The sequence below is a fragment of the Roseivivax sp. CAU 1753 genome, from assembly GCF_054482575.1.
The window spans coordinates 12,572-31,511 of record NZ_JBTLRF010000016.1 but is presented as its reverse complement, the minus strand read 5'-3'; the positions used below and the strand labels follow the sequence as shown (position 1 = coordinate 31,511).

Below are 18,940 nucleotides of genomic sequence, written 5' to 3'. Positions count from 1 at the left end.
GCAAGACCCTAGAACAGTCCCTCGATCTCGCCGTCGGCGTTGAGCCGGATGGACTGCGCCGCGGGGGCCGAGGGCAGGCCGGGCATGGTCATGATCTCGCCGCAGATCGCCACGACGAAGCCCGCGCCCGCCGACAGGCGCACTTCGCGCACCGGGATGGTGAAACCTGTGGGTGCACCGCGCAGGGAAGGATCGGTCGAAAAGGAGTACTGCGTCTTGGCCATGCAGACCGGCAGCGCGCCGTACCCCTGGTCTTCCCAATCCGAAAGCTGCGCGCGGATTTTCTGATCCATCTCGACCCCATCGGCGCGATATATCTTCGTGGCGACGGTTTCGATCTTGTCGGCCAGCGCCATCGCATCGGGATAAAGCGGCGCGAAATTCGCGACGCCGCTGTCGGCCAGCTCGGCCACGCGGGTGGCAAGGTCGGTCACCCCGGCGGACCCGTCGGCCCAATGCCTGGATAGGATCGCCTCGGAGCCCTGCCCGGACACGAAATCCTTGACCGCCTGCACTTCGGCGTCGCTGTCGCCCGCGAAATGGTTGATCGCGACCACCACCGGCACGCCGAAGCTTTTGACGTTCTCGATGTGACGGCCGAGGTTGGCGCAGCCAGACCGTACCGCATCCACGTTTTCCGCGCCGAGATCGGATTTGGCGACGCCGCCGTTCATCTTCATCGCCCGCACCGTGGCCACCAGCACCACCGCCGAGGGTTTCAGGCCTGCCTTGCGGCACTTGATGTCGAAAAACTTCTCGGCCCCGAGATCGGCGCCGAAGCCCGCCTCTGTCACCACGTAATCGGCCAGTTTCAGCGCGGTTTTCGTGGCGATCACCGAGTTGCAGCCATGGGCGATATTGGCGAAGGGGCCGCCATGCACGAAGGCGGGGTTGTTTTCCAGCGTCTGCACGAGGTTCGGTTGCATCGCGTCCTTGAGCAACACGGTCATCGCACCGTCCGCGCCGATATCGCGGCAATAGACCGGCGTCCTGTCGCGGCGATAGGCCACGATCATGTCGCCCAGGCGCGTCTCGAGATCCCTGAGATCGTTGGCCAGGCACAGGATGGCCATGACCTCGGAGGCGACGGTGATGTCGAACCCGGTCTCGCGCGGGAAGCCGTTGGCCACACCGCCCAGCGACGCGGTGATCTGGCGCAGCGCGCGGTCGTTCATGTCCAGCACGCGCCGCCAGACCACCCGGCGGATGTCGATCTCGAGCGCATTGCCCCAGTAGACGTGATTGTCGATCATCGCCGACAGCAGGTTATGCGCCGACGTGATGGCATGGAAATCACCGGTGAAGTGCAGGTTCATGTCTTCCATCGGCACGACCTGTGCGTAACCGCCGCCGGCGGCCCCGCCCTTCATGCCGAAATTCGGCCCGAGAGAGGCCTCGCGGATACAGACCGCCGCGGACTTGCCGATCGCGTTCAGCCCGTCGCCCAGGCCCACGGTTGTCGTCGTCTTGCCTTCGCCCGCGGGCGTCGGGTTGATGGCGGTCACGAGGATCAGCTTGCCGTCTTCGCGCCCCGACAGCCCGTTGATAAAGTCCTGACCGACCTTGGCCTTGTCATGGCCGTAGGGCAGCAGCGCCTCGGTCGGTATGCCCAGCTTGTTGCCGATCTCCTGGATCGGTTTTTTCTGCGCCGCGCGGGCAATCTCGATGTCGGTTTTCGGTGCCATGATCCGCGCTCTCCCGTCGGTGTGGTCTTTTTCGGCTGCTTTGCCGCGTCCGTCCTGAATGAACAATGCGATTTTTTGGTGGTCGATACGTCTGTAAGCGACGGTGGCGTGGCTTTTCGCGTCAGGGCGGGCCGAAAGGGGTGGTACGAGGCCGTATTCGCACTCTAGGTCTGAGGTAAGATGCGGAGGACACCATGACGAAACCGAAGATTCTGATCACCCGGAAATGGCCGGATGACTGCGAGGCGCGGGCGGCGCGGGACTATGATGCGACGCTGAACCTCGATGACACGCCGCTGACCGGGGACGCGCTGGCAGCGGCGCTGCGGACCTATGACGCAATCTGCCCGACCGTAACCGATGCACTGCCCGCCATGCTTTTCGGGGCCGGGGCGCGCACGAGGATCATCGGGAATTTCGGCGTCGGGCATAACCATATCGACGTGGCCGCCGCGCGGGGGCAGGGCATCGCGGTGACCAATACGCCCGGCGTCCTGACCGATTGCACCGCCGATATCGCGCTGACGCTGATGCTGATGGTGGCGCGCCGCGCGGGCGAGGGCGAGCGTCTGGTGCGGGCCGGCGAGTGGCATGGCTGGAAACCCACGCAGCTTGTCGGCACCAAGCTCGCGGGCAAGACCCTCGGTATCATCGGAATGGGCCGGATCGGCATCGCGACGGCGCGCCGGGCGCAGGCAGGCTTCGGCATGAAGGTGGTCTACTTCAACCGCTCCGATGTGTCGCCCGGGCGGCTTGCCGGGCTCGACGCCCAGCGCCTGCCTTCGATCGACGCGGTCTGCGAGGCCGGGGACTTCGTGTCCCTGCACCTGCCTGGCGGCGGCGACAATACCGGCACGATATGCGCCGAGCGGATCGCGCTGATCGGTCCTGACGGGTTCCTCGTCAACACCGCGCGCGGCGATGTGGTGGATGAGCCCGCCCTGATTGCTGCCCTCCGGTCGGGGCAGATCAGGGGTGCGGGTCTTGATGTCTTTGCGCAGGAGCCGCACGTGCCCGAGCCGTTGCGCAGCCTCGAGAACGTGGTGCTCCTGCCGCATCTGGGATCGGCGACCGCCGAGACACGCGCGGCCATGGGGCACATGGTTCTCGACAATCTCGATGCATTCTTTGCCGGTCGCGATGTGCCGAACCCGGTGGGCTGACGCGCGTCAGCCCTCCGTGCGCTTCGGCGCGCCCGACGACATCTCGATGGCGATATAGGGCAGCTTGGCGGTCTTCCATGCGCCGAAGCCGCCTTCGAGATGGGCAATGGTGTCGATCCCGGCCTCGGCGACCATGTTGGCCATCTTCTCGGACCGGACGCCCGAGCCGCAATGCAGCACGATGCGCTTCTCGGACTGGCCCGGCAAAGCCTGAGGATCGAAGAACGCCATCGGGAAGTTCATCGCGCCCTCGATGTGATCGAACGCGAATTCCTGCGGGGTCCGCACATCGATGATGACGATCTCGCCCGCATCGCGTGCGGTCTTCACCTCTTCCGGGCTCCAGCGTTCGAACGTGGTATTGCCGATTTTTTCGCTATCCATGATGTCGGTCCTTCAAAACTTGTTGGCGGGTATCTTGAGATAAGCGTTTCCATCCGCTTCCGGTTCCGGAAGCCGACCACCGCGCAAGTTGATCTGCAGCGCGTGCAGCATCTGGCTGGGCAGGTCCAGGGTGGCGTCGCGCTCATCGCGCAACTTGCGGAACTCGGCTTCGCTGATGCCGCCGCCCAGATGCTTGTTGTTGGCGCGATGGTCGGCGACGGTGGCCTCCCACGCGGGGTCTTCCCGGTCGTCCACCGGCGGGTAATCATGGCCGACGAACAGCCGCGTCTGGTCGGGCAGATCGAGGATTTCCATCAGGGATGCGTAAAGCTCGGCCGACGACCCGCCCGGGAAATCCGCCCGCGCGGTGCCGGAATCCACATGCATGAAGGTGTCATGCACGAAGGCGGCATCGCCCATCACATAGGTGATCGATCCCAGCGTGTGGCCGGACGACAGCATGACCTGCACATCGAGGTTGCCCAGCTTGAAGGTCTCGCCGTCCTTGAACAGCCGGTCGAAGTCGCGCTCGGGGTCGAAGGCATCGGGCATGTGGTAAATATCACGCCAGAGCGCCGCGATATCGGTGACCTTTTCGCCGATGGCCGTCGGCGCACCGAGCTTTTCCTTCAGATAGGCCTGCGCCATGACGTGATCGGCATGCGGGTGCGTATCGAGGATCCATTCGACCTCCAACCCCTCGCGTGCCACAAAATCGAGGATCTCGTCGGCGCTTTCGGTCGAGGTGCGGGCCGAGGCCGGATTGAAGTCCAGGATCACGTCGATCAGCGCGGCCTTGCCCGTTTCGGGGTCCTGCGCCACATACATGATCGACCCTGTGACCTCGTCGTAGAACCCATCGACACGCGGGCTGCCCGGGCCGGTGGATGCGGATGTACGTGTGAACATGGTGTTCCTTTCCGGATTGCGTCAAATTCAGGTAATCGAATGTGTCAGCATAACAAGGCCGAACGTGCAGGCGCGGCCAAAAAGCTGAACACCGGGGCAGAAAGTTCGTTCCAGAATCGGGCGCGGTCATGCTAGATATGGCGTCATGAATACCCACAGCCCCAACATCCGCCCCGAAATCCGACAACTGGACGAAGCCGCGATCAACCGGATCGCTGCCGGGGAAGTGGTGGAAAGACCGGCCTCGGCGGTCAAGGAGCTGGTGGAAAACGCCATCGACGCAGGGGCGCGGCGCATCGAGGTTGAGATCGCGGATGGCGGCAAGACGCTGATCCGGGTGATCGACGACGGCTGCGGCATGACGCCGGGCGACCTGCCGCTTGCCCTGACGCGCCATGCGACCTCCAAGATCGATGGCAGCGATCTTCTCAACATCCACTCCTTCGGGTTTCGCGGCGAGGCGCTGCCGTCGCTGGGCGCGGTCGGTCGTCTGACGTTGCAAAGCCGGGCAGACGGCGCAGAGGGGGCCGAGCTGAGCATCGCCGGGGGTCGGGCCGCCCCGCTGCGGCCCGCCGCGCTGACCCGCGGCACCATCGTGACTTTGCGCGATCTGTTCTACGCCACGCCCGCGCGGCTCAAGTTCCTGCGCACCGACCGCGCCGAAATGCAGGCGATCAGCGAAGTGGTGCGCCGCCTGGCAATGGCAGAGCCATCGGTGGGGTTCACCCTGCGCGATGTGTCGGGTGGCGGCGAGGGGCGGGTCACCTTTCGCGCCGATCCGGTCACCGGGGATCTGTTCGAGGCGCTTTCGGGCCGCCTGAACCAGATCATGGGCGCGGCCTTCACCGACAACGCGCTTCGCATCGAGGCCATGCGCGACGACATCGCGATGACCGGCCTCGCGGCTTTGCCGACCTATTCGCGGGGGGCGGCGGTGGCGCAGCATTTCTTTGTCAATGGGCGCCCGGTGAAGGACCGGCTGCTGATCGGCGCGCTGCGCGGGGCCTATTCCGACTTTCTCAGCCGGGACCGGCATCCGGCGGTGGCGTTGTTCATCGATTGCGACCCGCACAAGGTCGACGTGAACGTCCACCCGGCGAAATCCGAGGTCCGGTTCCGCGATCCGGGGCTGGTGCGCGGGCTGGTGGTGTCGGGGCTGAAGCACGCGCTGGCCGAGGCCGGGCACCGCGCCTCATCGACCGTCGCGGATGCGGCCCTTGGCGCGTTGCGGGCCGAACAGCCGGGTGTCACGCCGCGCGTTTACCAGGTGGACCGCCCGGGCGCCCGGGCGCTGGGCGCCGCCCATGTGGCCCAGGCCCCGGGCTTTGCCGAGATGGGCGCCGCCTGGTCCGGACGTGTCGAAGAGGGCTCGGAAGAGACCGATGAGAGGCTGCCTCGTGTCGAAACATTGCCGCTGGGGGCTGCGCGCGGGCAGGTGCACGAGAACTACATCATCGCCCAGACCGAAACCGGCATGGTCATCGTCGATCAGCACGCTGCGCATGAACGGCTGGTCTACGAGAAACTGAAGACGCAGATGGCCGCCAAGGGAGTGCCCGCCCAGGCGTTGCTGATCCCGGACGTGATCGACCTGTCCGCTTCCGATTGCGCGCTCCTGCTCGAGGCGGCCGCCGACCTGGCGCGGATGGGTCTGACCATCGAACCGTTCGGCGGCTCCGCCATCGCCGTGCGCGAAACCCCGGCGATTCTGGGCGCGGTGAACACCGACGCGCTGATCCGCGACGTGCTCGACGAGCTGTCGGAAGGCGCCGGCTCGTCCCTCGTGCAGGACAGGATCGAGGCCATCCTCAGCCGCGTTGCCTGTCATGGATCGATCCGTTCGGGTCGACGCATGCGCGGCGAAGAGATGAACGCGCTTTTGCGCGAGATGGAGGCAACGCCGCATTCCGGCCAGTGCAACCACGGCCGTCCCACCTATATCGAGCTCAAGCTTTCCGACATCGAAAAGCTGTTCGGTCGGGCATGATCCGGATCGGCGATGCGACCCTTGCATTGAACGATCCGCGCGTGATCGCCGCCCTCGGGGGTCTGCTCGTCGTGCTGGCGATTCTCGCCCTTCTCCTCGCGGCGGTCCGGTCGGCGGGACGCACGGCACGATCGGTGGCGCCCCTGGCGCATGATCTGGGCCAGGTCGCGGCGCGTGTGCAATCGCTCTCGGACGGGCAGGAACGGCTCGCGGGCGGGCTGCATCATGTCTCCGAGGCGCAGGCCAAAAGTCAGACCGCGATGCTGTCGCTGATGGAAAAACGTCTGGCCGAGGTGCAGGCCAAGATGGGCGAGAACCTGACCGGGTCCGCCACCCGAACCGCCCGGTCGCTGGGGGAACTGCACGAACGCCTCGCGGCCATCGACAAGGCGCAGGACAACATCACCAAGCTTTCCGGCGACGTGCTGTCGCTGCAGGATATCCTGTCGAACAAGCAGACCCGCGGGGCCTTTGGCGAGATACAGCTCAACGACATCGTCACCAAGGCATTGCCATCGGACAGCTACACGCTGCAGGCGACGCTCTCCAATGGCAGGCGCGCCGATTGCATGGTGCATCTGCCAAACCCCCCGGGCTCGATCGCCATCGACTCGAAATTCCCGCTCGAGGCCTATGAAGGCCTGCGCCGCGCCGAGACGCCGGAACAGCAGACCCGCGCGGGCCAGGCCCTGCGCATCGGGTTGCGCAAACATATCCGCGACATCGCCGAGCGCTACATCATCGAAGGCGAGACCGCGGATGGCGCGATCCTGTTTTTGCCGTCCGAGGCGGTCTATGCGGAACTGCACGCCAATTTCCCCGAGGTGGTGCGCGAAGGCTTTGCCGTTCGGGTCTGGATCGTGTCGCCGACCACCTGCATGGCAACCCTGAACACCATGCGCGCGATCCTCAAGGATGCCCGTATGCGCGAACAGGCCGGGGCCATCCGTCGCGAACTGGCGCTGCTCTATTCGGATGTGGATCGCCTTGGCAACCGGGTCGAAAACCTCGACCGGCACTTCCATCAGGCGTCAAAGGACATCTCGGAAATCAAGATCAGCGCCGACAAGGCCGGACGCCGCGCCAGACGGCTCGACAACTTCGATTTCGAAGACCTCGAAACCGGCGACCCGCCGGGCATCGCGACGCTTGAACCCTCGGGCTGATCGGAAATATCTTTTCTGGTGAAACGAGCAAAATGGTTGCGCTCCCATACGTCTCCGTGTTGCCTTGGCTCGGCACGCGCCGACCGGCGACCGTGGGACCGACTTCGATGGCCTGAACCCAAGGGTGGCCGGTCCTTCGTGATGCCGCGTATCCGGATGCGCAAAGGGGGGAGAGGATGAAGACGATGCCACACCGCTGCGGTACCACGCCGTCACTGTCTTCTGTCGGTGACCGGCCAGGGCACATGCGAGCCATGCAAAACGCCCCCGAAGCCATGCGCAAGGTGCATAACGTTCATGCAAGCACCGGTCTAACGTCGCGCAAACAGCCATGCTACCGAGCCAATATGACGTTACGTCATTAACGTTGACGTATTTACGGTCGGACCCGTGGGTCCCCGAAAGAACAGCTGCGGTACCCAAGCCGCAATCGCCAAGGGAGAAGCCATATGAAAGATAACCCCAACGATATCGACCCGGTCGAATCGCAGGAATGGCAGGAGGCCATCGAGGACGTCATCATGCGTGACGGCCCCGACCGGGCGCATTTCCTGCTCGACAAGGCCGTCCAGCAAGCCCGCGCCGCCGGCGCGCAACTGCCGTTCTCGGCGACCACGCCCTACCAGAACACGATCTCGCCCGATGACGAGATCGACGTGCCCGGCGACAGCGAAATGGAATGGCGCATCCGCACCATCAACCGCTGGAACGCGATGGCGACCGTTGTGCGCGCCAACAAGGTGACCGACGGCATCGGCGGGCATATCGCATCGTTTGCGTCCTCGGCGGCGCTGTACGATGTCGGCCTGAATCACTTCTGGCGCGCGAAATCGACGATGCATGGCGGCGACCTGGTGTTCTTCCAGGGGCACGTCATTCCCGGGATCTACGCGCGCTCCTTCATGGAGGGCCGCATCTCGGCCGAGACGCTCGCGACCTTCCGGTCCGAAGTCGACGGCGGCGGCCTGTCTTCCTATCCGCATCCGTGGCTGATGCCGGATTACTGGCAGTTTCCCACCGTTTCCATGGGTCTGGGTCCGCTGATGGCGATCTACCAGGCGCGGTTCATGAAATACATGCACAACCGCGGCCTTATCGACATGGCCGACCGCAAGGTCTGGGTGTTCCTCGGCGACGGCGAGATGGACGAACCGGAAAGCCGCGGCGCGATCGACTTGGCGGCGCGCGAAAAGCTCGACAACCTGATCTTCGTGGTCAACTGCAACCTGCAGCGTCTTGACGGCCCGGTTCGTGGCAACGGCAAGATCGTGCAGGAGCTCGAGGGCGGTTTTCGCGGTGCGGGCTGGAACGTGATCAAGCTCTTGTGGGGCAAGGGCTGGGACGAGTTGCTGGAAAAGGACGCCAGCGGCAAGCTGCGTCAGTTGATGGATGAAACCGTCGATGGCGACTACCAGACCTTCAAGTCCAAGGACGGCGCCTATATCCGCAAGAATTTCTTCGGCAAGTACCCCGAGACGGCGGCGCTGGTCGAAGACTGGACCGATGACGAGATCTGGGCGCTGCGCCGCGGCGGCCACGACATCAAGAAGGTCTACAACGCCTATCACCGCGCGGCCAATACCCAGGGCCAGCCCACCTGCCTTCTGGTGAAGACGGTCAAGGGTTACGGCATGGGCACCGCGGGCGAAGGCCTGAACATCGCGCACCAGTCCAAGAAGATGCAGGTCGACCAGCTCAAGGCGATGCGCGACCGGTTCCAGATCCCGGTCGAGGACAAGGACCTCGACAAGGTGCCGCTGGTCACGCTGAACAACTCGCAGAAGGCCTACCTGGCCGAGCGTCGGCGCGAGCTGGGCGGCGAATTTCCCAAGCGCCATTCGGATGTGCCCAAGCTGCAGATCCCCGCGCTCGACAAGTTCAAGGGGCAGCTGGAATCCACCGGCGACCGGGAAATCTCGTCGACGATGGCCTTCGTGCGGATCCTGACGACGCTGCTGCGCGACAAGGAGATCGGCAAATACGTCGTGCCCATCGTGCCGGACGAAAGCCGCACCTTCGGGATGGAAGGCCTGTTCCGGTCGGTCGGGATCTACAACCCGCTGGGGCAGAACTACATGCCCGAAGACCGCGACCAAATGATGTATTACAAGGAATCCATCGACGGTCAGGTGCTTCAGGAAGGCATCAACGAAGCCGGCGCGATGTCGGACTGGATTGCGGCGGCGACGTCCTATTCCACCCACGGCGTCCCGATGATCCCGTTCTTCATCTACTACTCGATGTTCGGCTTCCAGCGGATCGGCGATCTGGCCTGGGCGGCGGGCGACAGCCGGGCGCGCGGCTTCATGCTGGGCGGCACGGCGGGACGCACGACGCTGAATGGCGAAGGGCTTCAGCACGAGGACGGGCACAGCCACATCCTCTCGAGCACGATCCCGAACTGCATCAGCTACGACCCGACCTTCTCGTATGAGGTGGCGGTGATCGTGCAGAACGGCCTGCAGCGGATGTTCGTCGATCAGGAGGACGTCTATTTCTACATCACCCTGATGAACGAGAACTACCGCCATCCCGAAATGCCCACCGGTGCCGAGGAAGGCATCCTCAAGGGTCTTTACCGGATGCGGAAAACCGGCAAGCCGGGCAAGAAGCACGTCAACCTGATGGGCTGCGGCACGATCCTGATGCAGGTCATCGAGGCGGCCGAGATGCTTGAAAAGGACTTTGGCGTGACCTCGGATATCTGGTCGGCCACGTCCCTCAACGAGTTGGCCCGCGACGGTCAGGACTGCCTGCGCCACAACCGTCTGAACCCGCTGTCAGAGCAGAAAGTGCCCTATGTGACCCAGTTGCTTGAGGGCACGAAAGGGCCGGTCATCGCTGCGACCGACTACATGAAGAACTTCGCAGAGCAGATCCGGGCCTTTGTCCCGAACCGCTTCACGGTTCTCGGCACCGACGGTTTCGGCCGCTCGGACAGCCGCGCCAATCTGCGCCGCTTCTTCGAGGTCGATGCGAACCACATCGCCGCAGCGGCCATGTCCGATCTCTTCCGTGAAGGCGCGATCACCGAGAAGGACCTGCAAAAGGCCCTGGACAAGTACAACATCGACGGCGGCAAGCCGAACCCGCGCCTGAGCTGACACGCGGATTTGAGGAGACAGAAAATATGACAAGTGAAGTGAAAGTTCCCGATATCGGCGATTTCTCCGATGTGCCGGTGGTCAGCATCCTGGTCAGCGTGGGCGACACCGTTGCCGTCGAAGACCCGCTGGTCGAGCTTGAGAGCGACAAGGCGACCATGGAGGTGCCGTCCTCGTCGGCAGGCGTCGTCAAGGAGATCAAGGTCTCCGAAGGCGACACCGTCTCGGAAGGCTCCGTGATCCTCATCATCGAGGAATCCGGAGCCTCGGGCGGATCGGATTCCGGGTCTGGCTCCGGCGCGTCGGAGGAAAAGTCCGAAGCTCCGAAAGAGGCCCCGAAGTCCGAACCGGCGCAAGCCGCGCAATCCACGCCGTCGCCGACACCGGTCACCGATGCGGGCTTCGGCAAGGCCCATGCCTCGCCGTCGGTGCGGGCGTTCGCGCGCCGGGTCGAGATCGACCTGAACAAGATCAACGGTTCGGGCCGCAAGGGTCGCATCCTGCGCGAGGACGTCGAGAAGGCGATGAAATCCGCCGTCGGCAGCGCGCCCGCCGCGGGTGGTCAGGCCACGGGCGGCATGGGTATCCCGCCGATCCCGACGGTCGACTTTTCGAAGTTCGGTCCCGTCGAGACCGTCGAGATGAGCCGTATCAAGAAGCTCAGCGGCCCCGCGCTGCACCGCTCCTGGCTCAATATCCCGCATGTCACGCATAACGAGGACGCCGACATCACCGACCTCGACCAGTACCGCAAGGAACTGGACACCGAGGCCAAGGCCGAAGGCTACCGCGTGACGCTGCTGTCGTTCCTGGTCAAGGCGTCGGTCGGCGCGCTCAAGAAGCACTGGGAATTCAACTCGTCGATCCACCCCGATGGCGACAAGCTGATCAAGAAGGACTTCTACAACATCGGCTTTGCGGCGGACACGCCGAACGGCCTGATGGTTCCGGTGATCAAGGATGCCGATCGCAAGGGCATCGTCGAGATTTCGAAGGACCTGATGAACCTGTCCGCCGCCGCGCGCGACGGCAAGCTCAAGGGCGACCAGATGCAGGGCGCGACCTTCACCATCTCGTCGCTGGGCGGCATCGGCGGCACCTCGTTCACGCCCATCGTCAACGCCCCGGAAGTGGCCATTCTCGGGCTGACCCGGTCGGCGATGAAGCCGGTCTGGAACGGCGAGAAGTTCAAGCCGCGCAATATCCTTCCGATGAGCCTTTCCTACGATCATCGGGCTGTGGACGGCGCGCTTGCCGCCCGCTTTGCCGCCCATCTCAAGTATCTTCTGGCCGATCCGCGCCGGATCATGCTGTAACCGAAAGGGACGAGGAACATGGATATCAAAGTCCCCGACATCGGCGACTTCAAGGAAGTGCCCGTTGTCAGCATTCTGGTCAGCGTGGGCGATACCGTCGCCGAGGAAGATCCGCTGATCGAGCTGGAAAGCGACAAGGCGACGATGGAAGTGCCATCGTCCGCCGCAGGCAAGGTGACCGAGATCAAGGTTTCCGAGGGCGACAAGGTCTCGGAAGGCGATGTGATCATCGTGATCGAAGCCGCCGACGGGGCCTCGGACGCTCCGAAGGAAAAAGCCCCCGAAGCCCCCAAGGCGGACGCGGCCCCCGCACCCAAGGCGGCGGCAGGCACGTCGGCGGGGTCGGGTGACCATCACGGCGAAGTGGTGGTTCTGGGCTCTGGTCCCGGCGGCTATACGGCGGCGTTCCGCGCCGCCGATCTGGGCAAGAAGGTCATCCTGATCGAGAAATATGCCACCCTCGGCGGGGTCTGCCTGAATGTCGGCTGCATCCCGTCGAAGGCGCTCTTGCACGCGTCCAAGGTGATCACCGAGACCGAGGAAATGGCCGAGCACGGCATTACCTTCGGCAAGCCCAAGGTCAAGGCCGACGATCTGCGCGCCTGGAAGAACAGCGTGGTGGGCAAGCTTACCGGCGGTCTGGCGGGCATGGCCAAGCAGCGCAAGGTGACGGTGGTCAACGGCTACGGCACCTTCACCGGCGCGAATTCCATCGCGGTCGAGACCGAAGAGGGCACCAAGACCGTCACCTTCGATCAATGCATCATCGCGGCAGGCTCGGAATCGGTGAAGCTGCCCTTCGTGCCGCATGACGACGATCGGGTGGTGGATTCGACCGGCGCGCTTGAGCTTGATCCGATCCCGAAGAAGATGCTGGTCCTCGGCGGCGGCATCATCGGCTTCGAGATGGCGACCGTCTACGATGCGCTGGGCGCGAACGTGACCGTCGTCGAGATGATGGACCAGATCCTGCCCGGTGCCGACAAGGACATGATCAAGCCCCTGCACAAGCGCATGGAGGGTCGGCTTGCCGCCATCATGCTGAAGACCAAGGTCACCGCGGTGGAGGCGCAGAAGGACGGTCTGAAAGTGACCTTCGAGGACGAGAAGGGCGGAACCACGACCGATACCTTCGACAAGATGCTGGTGTCGGTGGGCCGGACCCCCAACGGCGGCAAGATCGCCGCCGATAAGGCCGGGGTGAAGGTGACCGATCGCGGCTTTATCGAGGTCGACGCGCAGCAGCGCACCAATGTGTCGCATATCTTTGCCATCGGCGACGTGGTTGGCCAGCCGATGCTGGCGCACAAGGCGGTGCACGAGGGCAAGGTCGCGGCGGAAGTGGCGTGTGGCGAGAAGCGGGCCTTTGATGCGCGGGTGATCCCGTCGGTGGCCTATACCGACCCGGAAGTGGCCTGGTGCGGCGTGACCGAGACGCAGGCGAAGGCACAGGGCCTGAAGGTCGAAAAGGGGGTCTTCCCCTGGGCGGCGTCGGGCCGGGCGCTGGCCAATGGGCGGTCCGAGGGGCTTACCAAGCTGATCTTCGACCCCGAGGACGACCGGGTCATCGGCGGGGCCATCGTCGGCACCAATGCGGGCGATCTGATTTCGGAAGTGGCGCTGGCCATCGAAATGGGCGCTGATGCGGTCGATCTGGGTCACACCATCCACCCGCACCCGACGTTGTCGGAAACGGTGAACTTTGCCGCCGAGATGTTCGAGGGTACGATCACCGACCTTATCCCGCCGAAGAAGAAGAAAAAGTGACGCGCATCTGATCACGTGGTCGCGGCACCCAAGGGTGCCGCGGCAGGTTTACCAAGGGCGTCTCCGCGGTGCGGAGGCGCCCTTGGCGTGTCAGGGGGCCAGCCCCCTATGCGCGCCAAGGCGCGCATTCACCCCCGGCGGTATTTCCGAAATGGAAAGACGTGCGGGTTGCGTCAGGTCTCCGCGGTTGCGTGCTGCCAGTCCGCAAGAGTGATGCGGTAGAGAACCATCGGAAGAAGTGGCGAAGCGCGGGGGATATCGGGGTGGCGAAAGTCGCCGGATGGGTCCCGCGCCATTCCGATGCGGTCCATGACCCGCCGCGAGGCGGTGTTGATGGCAGGCGCAAAGGCCACGATCTGGGCCAGATTACACGTCTCGAAGCCGTGCCGCAGCCAGGCCCGGGCGGCCTCGGATGCATAGCCCTGGCCCCAGGCGTCCGGCGCAAGCCGCCAGCCGATTTCGATCGCCGGGGCGAAGGGCAGGTCCGCGTCGAGGCGGGACAATCCGCACATGCCGATCATCCGGTGGTCGCGGTGGCGTTCGATGGCGCAAAAGCCATGACCGTCGGATTCCAGCTTTTCGGCGAACCGCGCCAGTAGGGCGTCGGTTTCAGCGGCTGTGCAGGGCCGAGGGAAATGACGCATGACCCGTCTGTCCCGGTTGATCGCGACGAATTCATCGCGGTCGCTTGGGGCAAACGGGCGCAAGGTCAGGCGGTCTGTGGTCAACATGTTGACGCCCAATCGTGGCGCGGTCGCAGCGGGTGCCCGGCTCAGATCCGCAAGAACGGTTGCGCCAGGCGCGGCAGCCAGCCCTTGAAGCGCAGCGGTGCGTCGGTGACCGCGAGGCAGATGCAATCTTCGGAGATATCGGCGACGGGGGTGTGATCGACCTCGTCCGTCGCTACCTCGACGTCGCCGCGCGCGAAGGTGCCATCGGCATCGGTGAAGGCGCCTTGCAGCACCAGGGTGATTTCGGTGCCATGGTGCGAGTGGTCGGGTATGGCGGTCCCGGCGGGAATGTAGAGCAGTCGCGCGGTGGCGGTCTTGTCCGTGACGGGCAGGATCGCCTGCTTGACGCCGAAGCCCACCGGACGCCAGTGCACATCCGCAAGACGACCGCCCACATAGCCCGCGAGCGGCGCGGGCAGCACCGGGTCGGTCTGGCAGGGTGCCGGATCGACGGGCACGTCATCGCGCAGCGCGGCCATCGTCGCGGCAAGGAGGTCGTCGGAGACAGGCTCGAGTGCCGCGGCATCAAGGATGGCACCGCCCAGCGCGTCGTAGCTTTCGGCGCTGGCCCGGCAATCGTCGCACAGCGACAGATGGGTGGCGACGGCAAGCGAAAACGCTTCGGGAAGCTGGCCTGCGGCATAGGCCATGAGCATGGCATCGGGAAGGTGGTGGCGGATCATCGGATCACTCGTTCAGGACATGGCATGGCGCAAACGGTCAAGCGCCAGCCGGATGCGGGATTTGATCGTGCCGAGCGGGAGGCCCGTCTCGGCGGCGATCTCGGAATGGCTGAGATCGCCGAAGTAGGCTTTCTCAACGAGGATGCGCTGCTTGTCCGGCAGGGCCGCCAGAGCGTCGCGCAGGGTCTGGCTTTCCTGTTTCAGGCCGATGACGTCGGCCTGGTCGGGTTCCTCTTCAGGACCCCAGGGCAGCTCTTCGGGTTCGGGCCGGTTGTGTCGACGCAGCACGTCGATGCGCCGGTTCCGGGCGATGGTGTAGATCCAGGTCGACACGCTTGCGCGTGCCGGGTCGAACTGGTCGGCCTTGCGCCAGACGGTCTGCATGACGTCCTGCACCACCTCTTCCGAGAGCGCGGGATTGAGCCCGGAGCGCATCAGGAACGCCTTCAGCCGTGGCGCAAAATGCCGGAACACCGACGCAAAGGACGCTTCGCACCGATCCAGGCGGATCAGCTGCATCTCGCACACCCAGTCTGCGCGCGCGGGCGCCTTGAGCCGACGGGACGACAATGCGGGCCTGTCCTCCGTTTCGGGAGGTGCCACGGGGATGCCCGACACGGGCGCAGAGGCAACATGCTGCAACATGTCAGTGCTACGGTCCGCCGCTTCTGGTGGATCATTATTTTTCGTGGTCTGGATCTTTTTCATCCGATTGCCCGTGTCTCACGTATCTCAACAAAGCTTTTACCAACGGAGACGTCCCGCATGCCATTCGAATCTCGCCCGACCGGGCCCAAGCGCATCGCTGTCATCGGGGCCGGTATCTCGGGTCTGGGCGCGGCACACGCGCTGGCTGACACGCATCATGTCACCCTGATCGAGGCAGAACCGCGTCTCGGTGGACATGCCCGCACGAAGATGGGCGGCAAGCGCGGCGACCAGCCGGTCGATACCGGTTTCATCGTGTTCAACTATGCCAATTATCCCAATCTTGCACGCATCTTCGACAAGATCGACGTGCCGGTGGTGACGTCGAACATGAGTTTCGGTGCCTCGCTGTCGGGGGGGCGTCTGGAGTACGGCCTGGGTTCGCTCGCGGCGCTGTTTGCGCAACCACGCAACATCGCCAATCCGCGCTTTCTGCGCATGGTGCGCGATATCATGCGGTTCAATGCGCGGGCTGTCGCGACGGCAAATGACCGCACCCAGAGCCTGGGCGATTTTCTTGACAACCTGGGCGTCGGAGCGTGGTTTCGCGACTATTACCTGTTGCCGCTTTCCGGGGCGATCTGGTCGACGCCAACCGACAAGATCCTCGACTTTCCGGCGCATGCTCTGGTCAACTTCTTCGAGAATCACGCGCTTCTGAGCACCCATGGCCAGCACCAGTGGTATACCGTCCAAGGTGGTTCGATCGAATATGTGCGCCGGTTCGAGGCGGCGTTGCGGGCCCAGGGCGTCACCATGCGCCTTGGCGCGCCGGTGGACGGGGTGCGCCGGGACGCGGATGGCGTCGATCTGAAGTTGCAGGGCGCCGAATGGGAGCGGTTCGACGAAGTCGTCTTTGCCACCCATTCCGACGACACGCTGCGGCTCTTGTCGGATCCGACGCCGGTCGAGACATCGGCGCTGGGCGCCATCGGATATCAGCCCAACAGGGTTGTGCTGCATGGTGACACATCGATCATGCCCCGGTCGCGCAAGGTCTGGTCGTCGTGGAACTACACCGAGGATGCGCCGCGCGCCTTCAACACCATCGACCTGACCTACTGGATGAACTCGCTTCAGCCGATCCCGATGGACGACCTGTGCTTTGTCACGCTGAACTCGACCCGGACCATACGCGAAGACCTGATCTGGGACGAGACAACGCTGCGCCACCCGGTCTACGATCTTGCGGCGCTTGAGGCGCAGGGGCGCGTGGCGGCGATGAACGGCGACAATCACACATGGTTCTGTGGGGCATGGATGAAGAACGGCTTTCACGAAGACGGCCTGTCCTCGGCACTTGACGTGGCAGAAGCGCTGCTTGGCCGCACCGCGGTGGCCGCGGCCGCATGATGCCCGCCGTCGATCATATCGAGGGCCATACCTGGCACGGACGCAAGGGCACGATAAAGAACGCCTTTCGCTACTCCATCGATTATGTCTGTCTCGATGCCGAGGCAGAGCTGCGCGCGCCGCGTCTGTTTTCCCGCAACCGGGGCAACTTCCTGTCGGTGCAGGACCGCGACCATGGCGGCCTGCCGGGGCAGGGCCAGGGTGCACACTGGGCGCGGTCGGTTCTTGACAGCTACCAGATCCGCGCCGATGGCCCGCTGCTGATCCTCGCGCAACCGCGCATACTGGGCCATGTCTTCAACCCGGTCAGCTTCTGGCTGGCCCATGATGGCGACGGCGCATTGATCGCGGTGATCGCCGAGGTGACGAATACCTTCGGCGACCGGCATTGCTACCTCGCGGCGAAATCCGACGGCACGCCCATCGCGCCCGACGACCGGATCGAGGCCGACAAGATCTTTCACGTTTCGCCGTTCCAGCCAGTGGGCGGCGGTTACGTCTTCCGGTTCGACATCCGCTCGGACCGCATCGGCATCTGGATCGATTTTACCGCGGGCGATGACGGGGTGATCGCGACACTCACGGGGGCACGCCGACCGATGACGACGTGGTCTGCCCTGCGCGCCCTGCTACGCCGTCCCTTCGGGTCGCGCCGGGTTCTGGCGCTGATCCACTGGCAGGCGATCAAGCTGTGGTGGAAAGGCGCGCGCTATCGGTCCCGGCCAGAGCCGCCGTCCGAAGAGGTCACGCGGTGACGGCTGACAAGCCGAGCGGACTTTGGGGGTATGCGGTTTTTGCGGGTACGCTGTCGGCGGCGGGCCTGCCGATCTACATCCATGCGCCGAAATTCTACGCCGATACCTACGCCGTCAGCCTGTCCTCGCTGGGGGCGATCCTGTTTGCGCTGCGCCTGCTGGATCTGGTGCAGGACCCGTCCTTCGGCTGGCTTGCCGAAAAGGTGCGCAACGTGCGCGGGCTTGCCATCGCGGTGGCGGCTGTCGTCATGGCCTCGGGCATGATCGGGCTTTTTGCCGTGACCCCGCCCATTGCTCCGGCGCTCTGGTTTGCGCTGACGTTGACGATGGTGTTCTCGGCGTTTTCCTTCATGACCATCACCTTCTATGCGCGCGGCGTGGCCAAGGCGGGCGATCTGGGCACGCAAGGCCACCTCAGGCTGGCCCGCTGGCGCGAGACCGGGGGGCTGCTGGGCATCTGCCTTGCCTCGGTGCTGCCCACGGCGTTCGCGGCGCTGGGCCTGCCCGAATTTGCCGCGTTCAGCCTGGTTTTCGCGGGTTTGTGCCTGCTGGCGGTGCTGCTGATGAATGCCGAATGGCGGGGTGGCATCGCGGTGCCGTCGCAGGGGTTCGGCGTCATCCTGCGCGACCGGGTGGCCCGCAGGCTGTTGCTGGTGGCGCTGGCCAATGCGGCCCCGGTCGCGGTGACCTCGACGCTGTTCCTGTTCTTCGTGGAAAGCCGCCTGCAGGCCCCCGGATGGGAGGGCCCGTTGCTGCTGCTGTTCTTCCTCGCGGCGGCGGGATCGGCCCCGCTCTGGTCGCGCACCGCCGAACGGATCGGGGCCAAGCGCACGCTGATGTTCGCCATGGTCGCGGCGATCGTGGCGTTTTCCTTCGCGCTGATGCTGCGCGAGGGCGACACCTTGGGTTTCGCGCTCATCTGCCTTGCCTCGGGTGCGACGCTGGGGGCGGACCTGACGCTGCTGCCCGCGATCTTTGCCCAGCGGATGGAGAAGATCGCACCCAACGCGACGGAAGGGTTTTCCTTGTGGTCCTTCGCACAGAAATTTACCCTCGCTTTCGCGGCCATCGCGCTGCTTCCGCTGTTGGAGGCGACGGGGTTCCAGACTGGAAATGACAACACGGCACAGGCGATGTGGACCCTCAGCCTGCTTTATGCGTTGGTGCCTTGTATCCTGAAACTCGTCGCCCTCGGCTTGCTGTGGGCCATTGATCTGGAAGGGTGAGGA

At 64.5% G+C, this 18,940-nt stretch carries 15 protein-coding genes; 9 read left to right on the top strand and 6 right to left on the bottom strand.

The features are described 5' to 3' along the window. Positions 1-8 precede the first annotated feature (8 nt). Positions 9-1,685, bottom strand: a complete 1,677-nt coding sequence (locus tag ACXYMN_RS19005; protein WP_459015581.1) for a formate--tetrahydrofolate ligase — start codon at positions 1,683-1,685, stop codon at positions 9-11. A 194-nt stretch (positions 1,686-1,879) separates the two neighbouring features. Here ACXYMN_RS19005 and ACXYMN_RS19000 point away from each other — a divergent pair, with 194 nt between their 5' ends. Next, positions 1,880-2,848 (top strand): 2-hydroxyacid dehydrogenase, encoded by a 969-nt coding sequence (locus tag ACXYMN_RS19000; RefSeq protein ID WP_459015579.1) that lies wholly within the window; start codon positions 1,880-1,882, stop codon positions 2,846-2,848. Between the two features lie 6 nt (positions 2,849-2,854). Here ACXYMN_RS19000 and ACXYMN_RS18995 read toward each other — a convergent pair whose 3' ends face one another. Together ACXYMN_RS18995 and ACXYMN_RS18990 are read right to left on the bottom strand one after the other, a co-directional pair. Next, a complete protein-coding gene (locus ACXYMN_RS18995; RefSeq protein ID WP_459015577.1) occupies positions 2,855-3,232 on the bottom strand; it encodes a rhodanese-like domain-containing protein in 378 nt (125 codons plus the stop codon). Between the two features lie 12 nt (positions 3,233-3,244). Continuing rightward, entirely contained in the window at positions 3,245-4,141 is an 897-nt protein-coding gene (locus ACXYMN_RS18990) for an MBL fold metallo-hydrolase (RefSeq protein ID WP_459015576.1), read from the bottom strand. Positions 4,142-4,286: 145 nt separating this feature from the next. On the opposite strand from ACXYMN_RS18990, the gene mutL reads away from it, so the two are divergent. The 5 genes from mutL to lpdA all read left to right on the top strand — a co-directional run bounded on the left by mutL (position 4,287) and on the right by lpdA (position 13,481). Beyond that, complete coding sequence (gene mutL, locus ACXYMN_RS18985) at positions 4,287-6,128, top strand: DNA mismatch repair endonuclease MutL (protein ID WP_459015574.1); 1,842 nt, start codon at positions 4,287-4,289, stop codon at positions 6,126-6,128. Continuing rightward, positions 6,125-7,294 carry a DNA recombination protein RmuC gene (locus ACXYMN_RS18980; RefSeq protein ID WP_459015572.1) on the top strand — a complete coding sequence of 390 codons (1,170 nt, stop codon included), beginning with the start codon at positions 6,125-6,127 and terminating at the stop codon, positions 7,292-7,294. Before mutL ends, ACXYMN_RS18980 begins: the two co-directional genes overlap by 4 nt. 449 nt (positions 7,295-7,743) lie before the next feature. Beyond that, positions 7,744-10,398: a pyruvate dehydrogenase (acetyl-transferring), homodimeric type gene (gene aceE / locus ACXYMN_RS18975; protein ID WP_459015571.1), complete on the top strand. Its 2,655-nt coding sequence runs from the start codon at positions 7,744-7,746 to the stop codon at positions 10,396-10,398. Between the two features lie 26 nt (positions 10,399-10,424). Continuing rightward, positions 10,425-11,714, top strand: coding sequence for a dihydrolipoyllysine-residue acetyltransferase (aceF, locus tag ACXYMN_RS18970; protein WP_459015569.1), 1,290 nt, complete (start codon positions 10,425-10,427; stop codon positions 11,712-11,714). An 18-nt stretch (positions 11,715-11,732) separates the two neighbouring features. Beyond that, the gene (gene lpdA / locus ACXYMN_RS18965; RefSeq protein WP_459015567.1) at positions 11,733-13,481 is read left to right on the top strand and encodes a dihydrolipoyl dehydrogenase; all 1,749 of its coding nucleotides are present in this window, start codon (positions 11,733-11,735) and stop codon (positions 13,479-13,481) included. 173 nt (positions 13,482-13,654) lie between these two features. Here the strand turns inward: lpdA and ACXYMN_RS18960 are convergent, their stop codons facing one another. Genes ACXYMN_RS18960 through ACXYMN_RS18950 form a run of 3 tightly spaced genes read right to left on the bottom strand, consistent with a single transcriptional unit; the run spans position 13,655 to position 15,414 of the window. Continuing rightward, entirely contained in the window at positions 13,655-14,212 is a 558-nt protein-coding gene (locus tag ACXYMN_RS18960) for a GNAT family N-acetyltransferase (protein ID WP_459015566.1), read from the bottom strand. A 41-nt stretch (positions 14,213-14,253) separates the two neighbouring features. Further along, positions 14,254-14,895, bottom strand: coding sequence for a ChrR family anti-sigma-E factor (locus ACXYMN_RS18955; RefSeq protein ID WP_459015564.1), 642 nt, complete (start codon positions 14,893-14,895; stop codon positions 14,254-14,256). 12 nt (positions 14,896-14,907) lie between these two features. Further along, positions 14,908-15,414: a sigma-70 family RNA polymerase sigma factor gene (locus tag ACXYMN_RS18950; RefSeq protein ID WP_459015562.1), complete on the bottom strand. Its 507-nt coding sequence runs from the start codon at positions 15,412-15,414 to the stop codon at positions 14,908-14,910. Positions 15,415-15,660: 246 nt separating this feature from the next. On the opposite strand from ACXYMN_RS18950, the gene ACXYMN_RS18945 reads away from it, so the two are divergent. From ACXYMN_RS18945 to ACXYMN_RS18935, 3 genes are read left to right on the top strand one after another with little or no spacing between them, the layout of a single operon-like run. Then, complete coding sequence (locus ACXYMN_RS18945) at positions 15,661-16,956, top strand: NAD(P)/FAD-dependent oxidoreductase (RefSeq protein ID WP_459015561.1); 1,296 nt, start codon at positions 15,661-15,663, stop codon at positions 16,954-16,956. After that, complete coding sequence (locus ACXYMN_RS18940; RefSeq protein WP_459015599.1) at positions 16,956-17,711, top strand: DUF1365 domain-containing protein; 756 nt, start codon at positions 16,956-16,958, stop codon at positions 17,709-17,711. Before ACXYMN_RS18945 ends, ACXYMN_RS18940 begins: the two co-directional genes overlap by 1 nt. After that, positions 17,708-18,937, top strand: coding sequence for an MFS transporter (locus ACXYMN_RS18935; protein ID WP_459015559.1), 1,230 nt, complete (start codon positions 17,708-17,710; stop codon positions 18,935-18,937). Before ACXYMN_RS18940 ends, ACXYMN_RS18935 begins: the two co-directional genes overlap by 4 nt. Positions 18,938-18,940 lie beyond the last annotated feature (3 nt).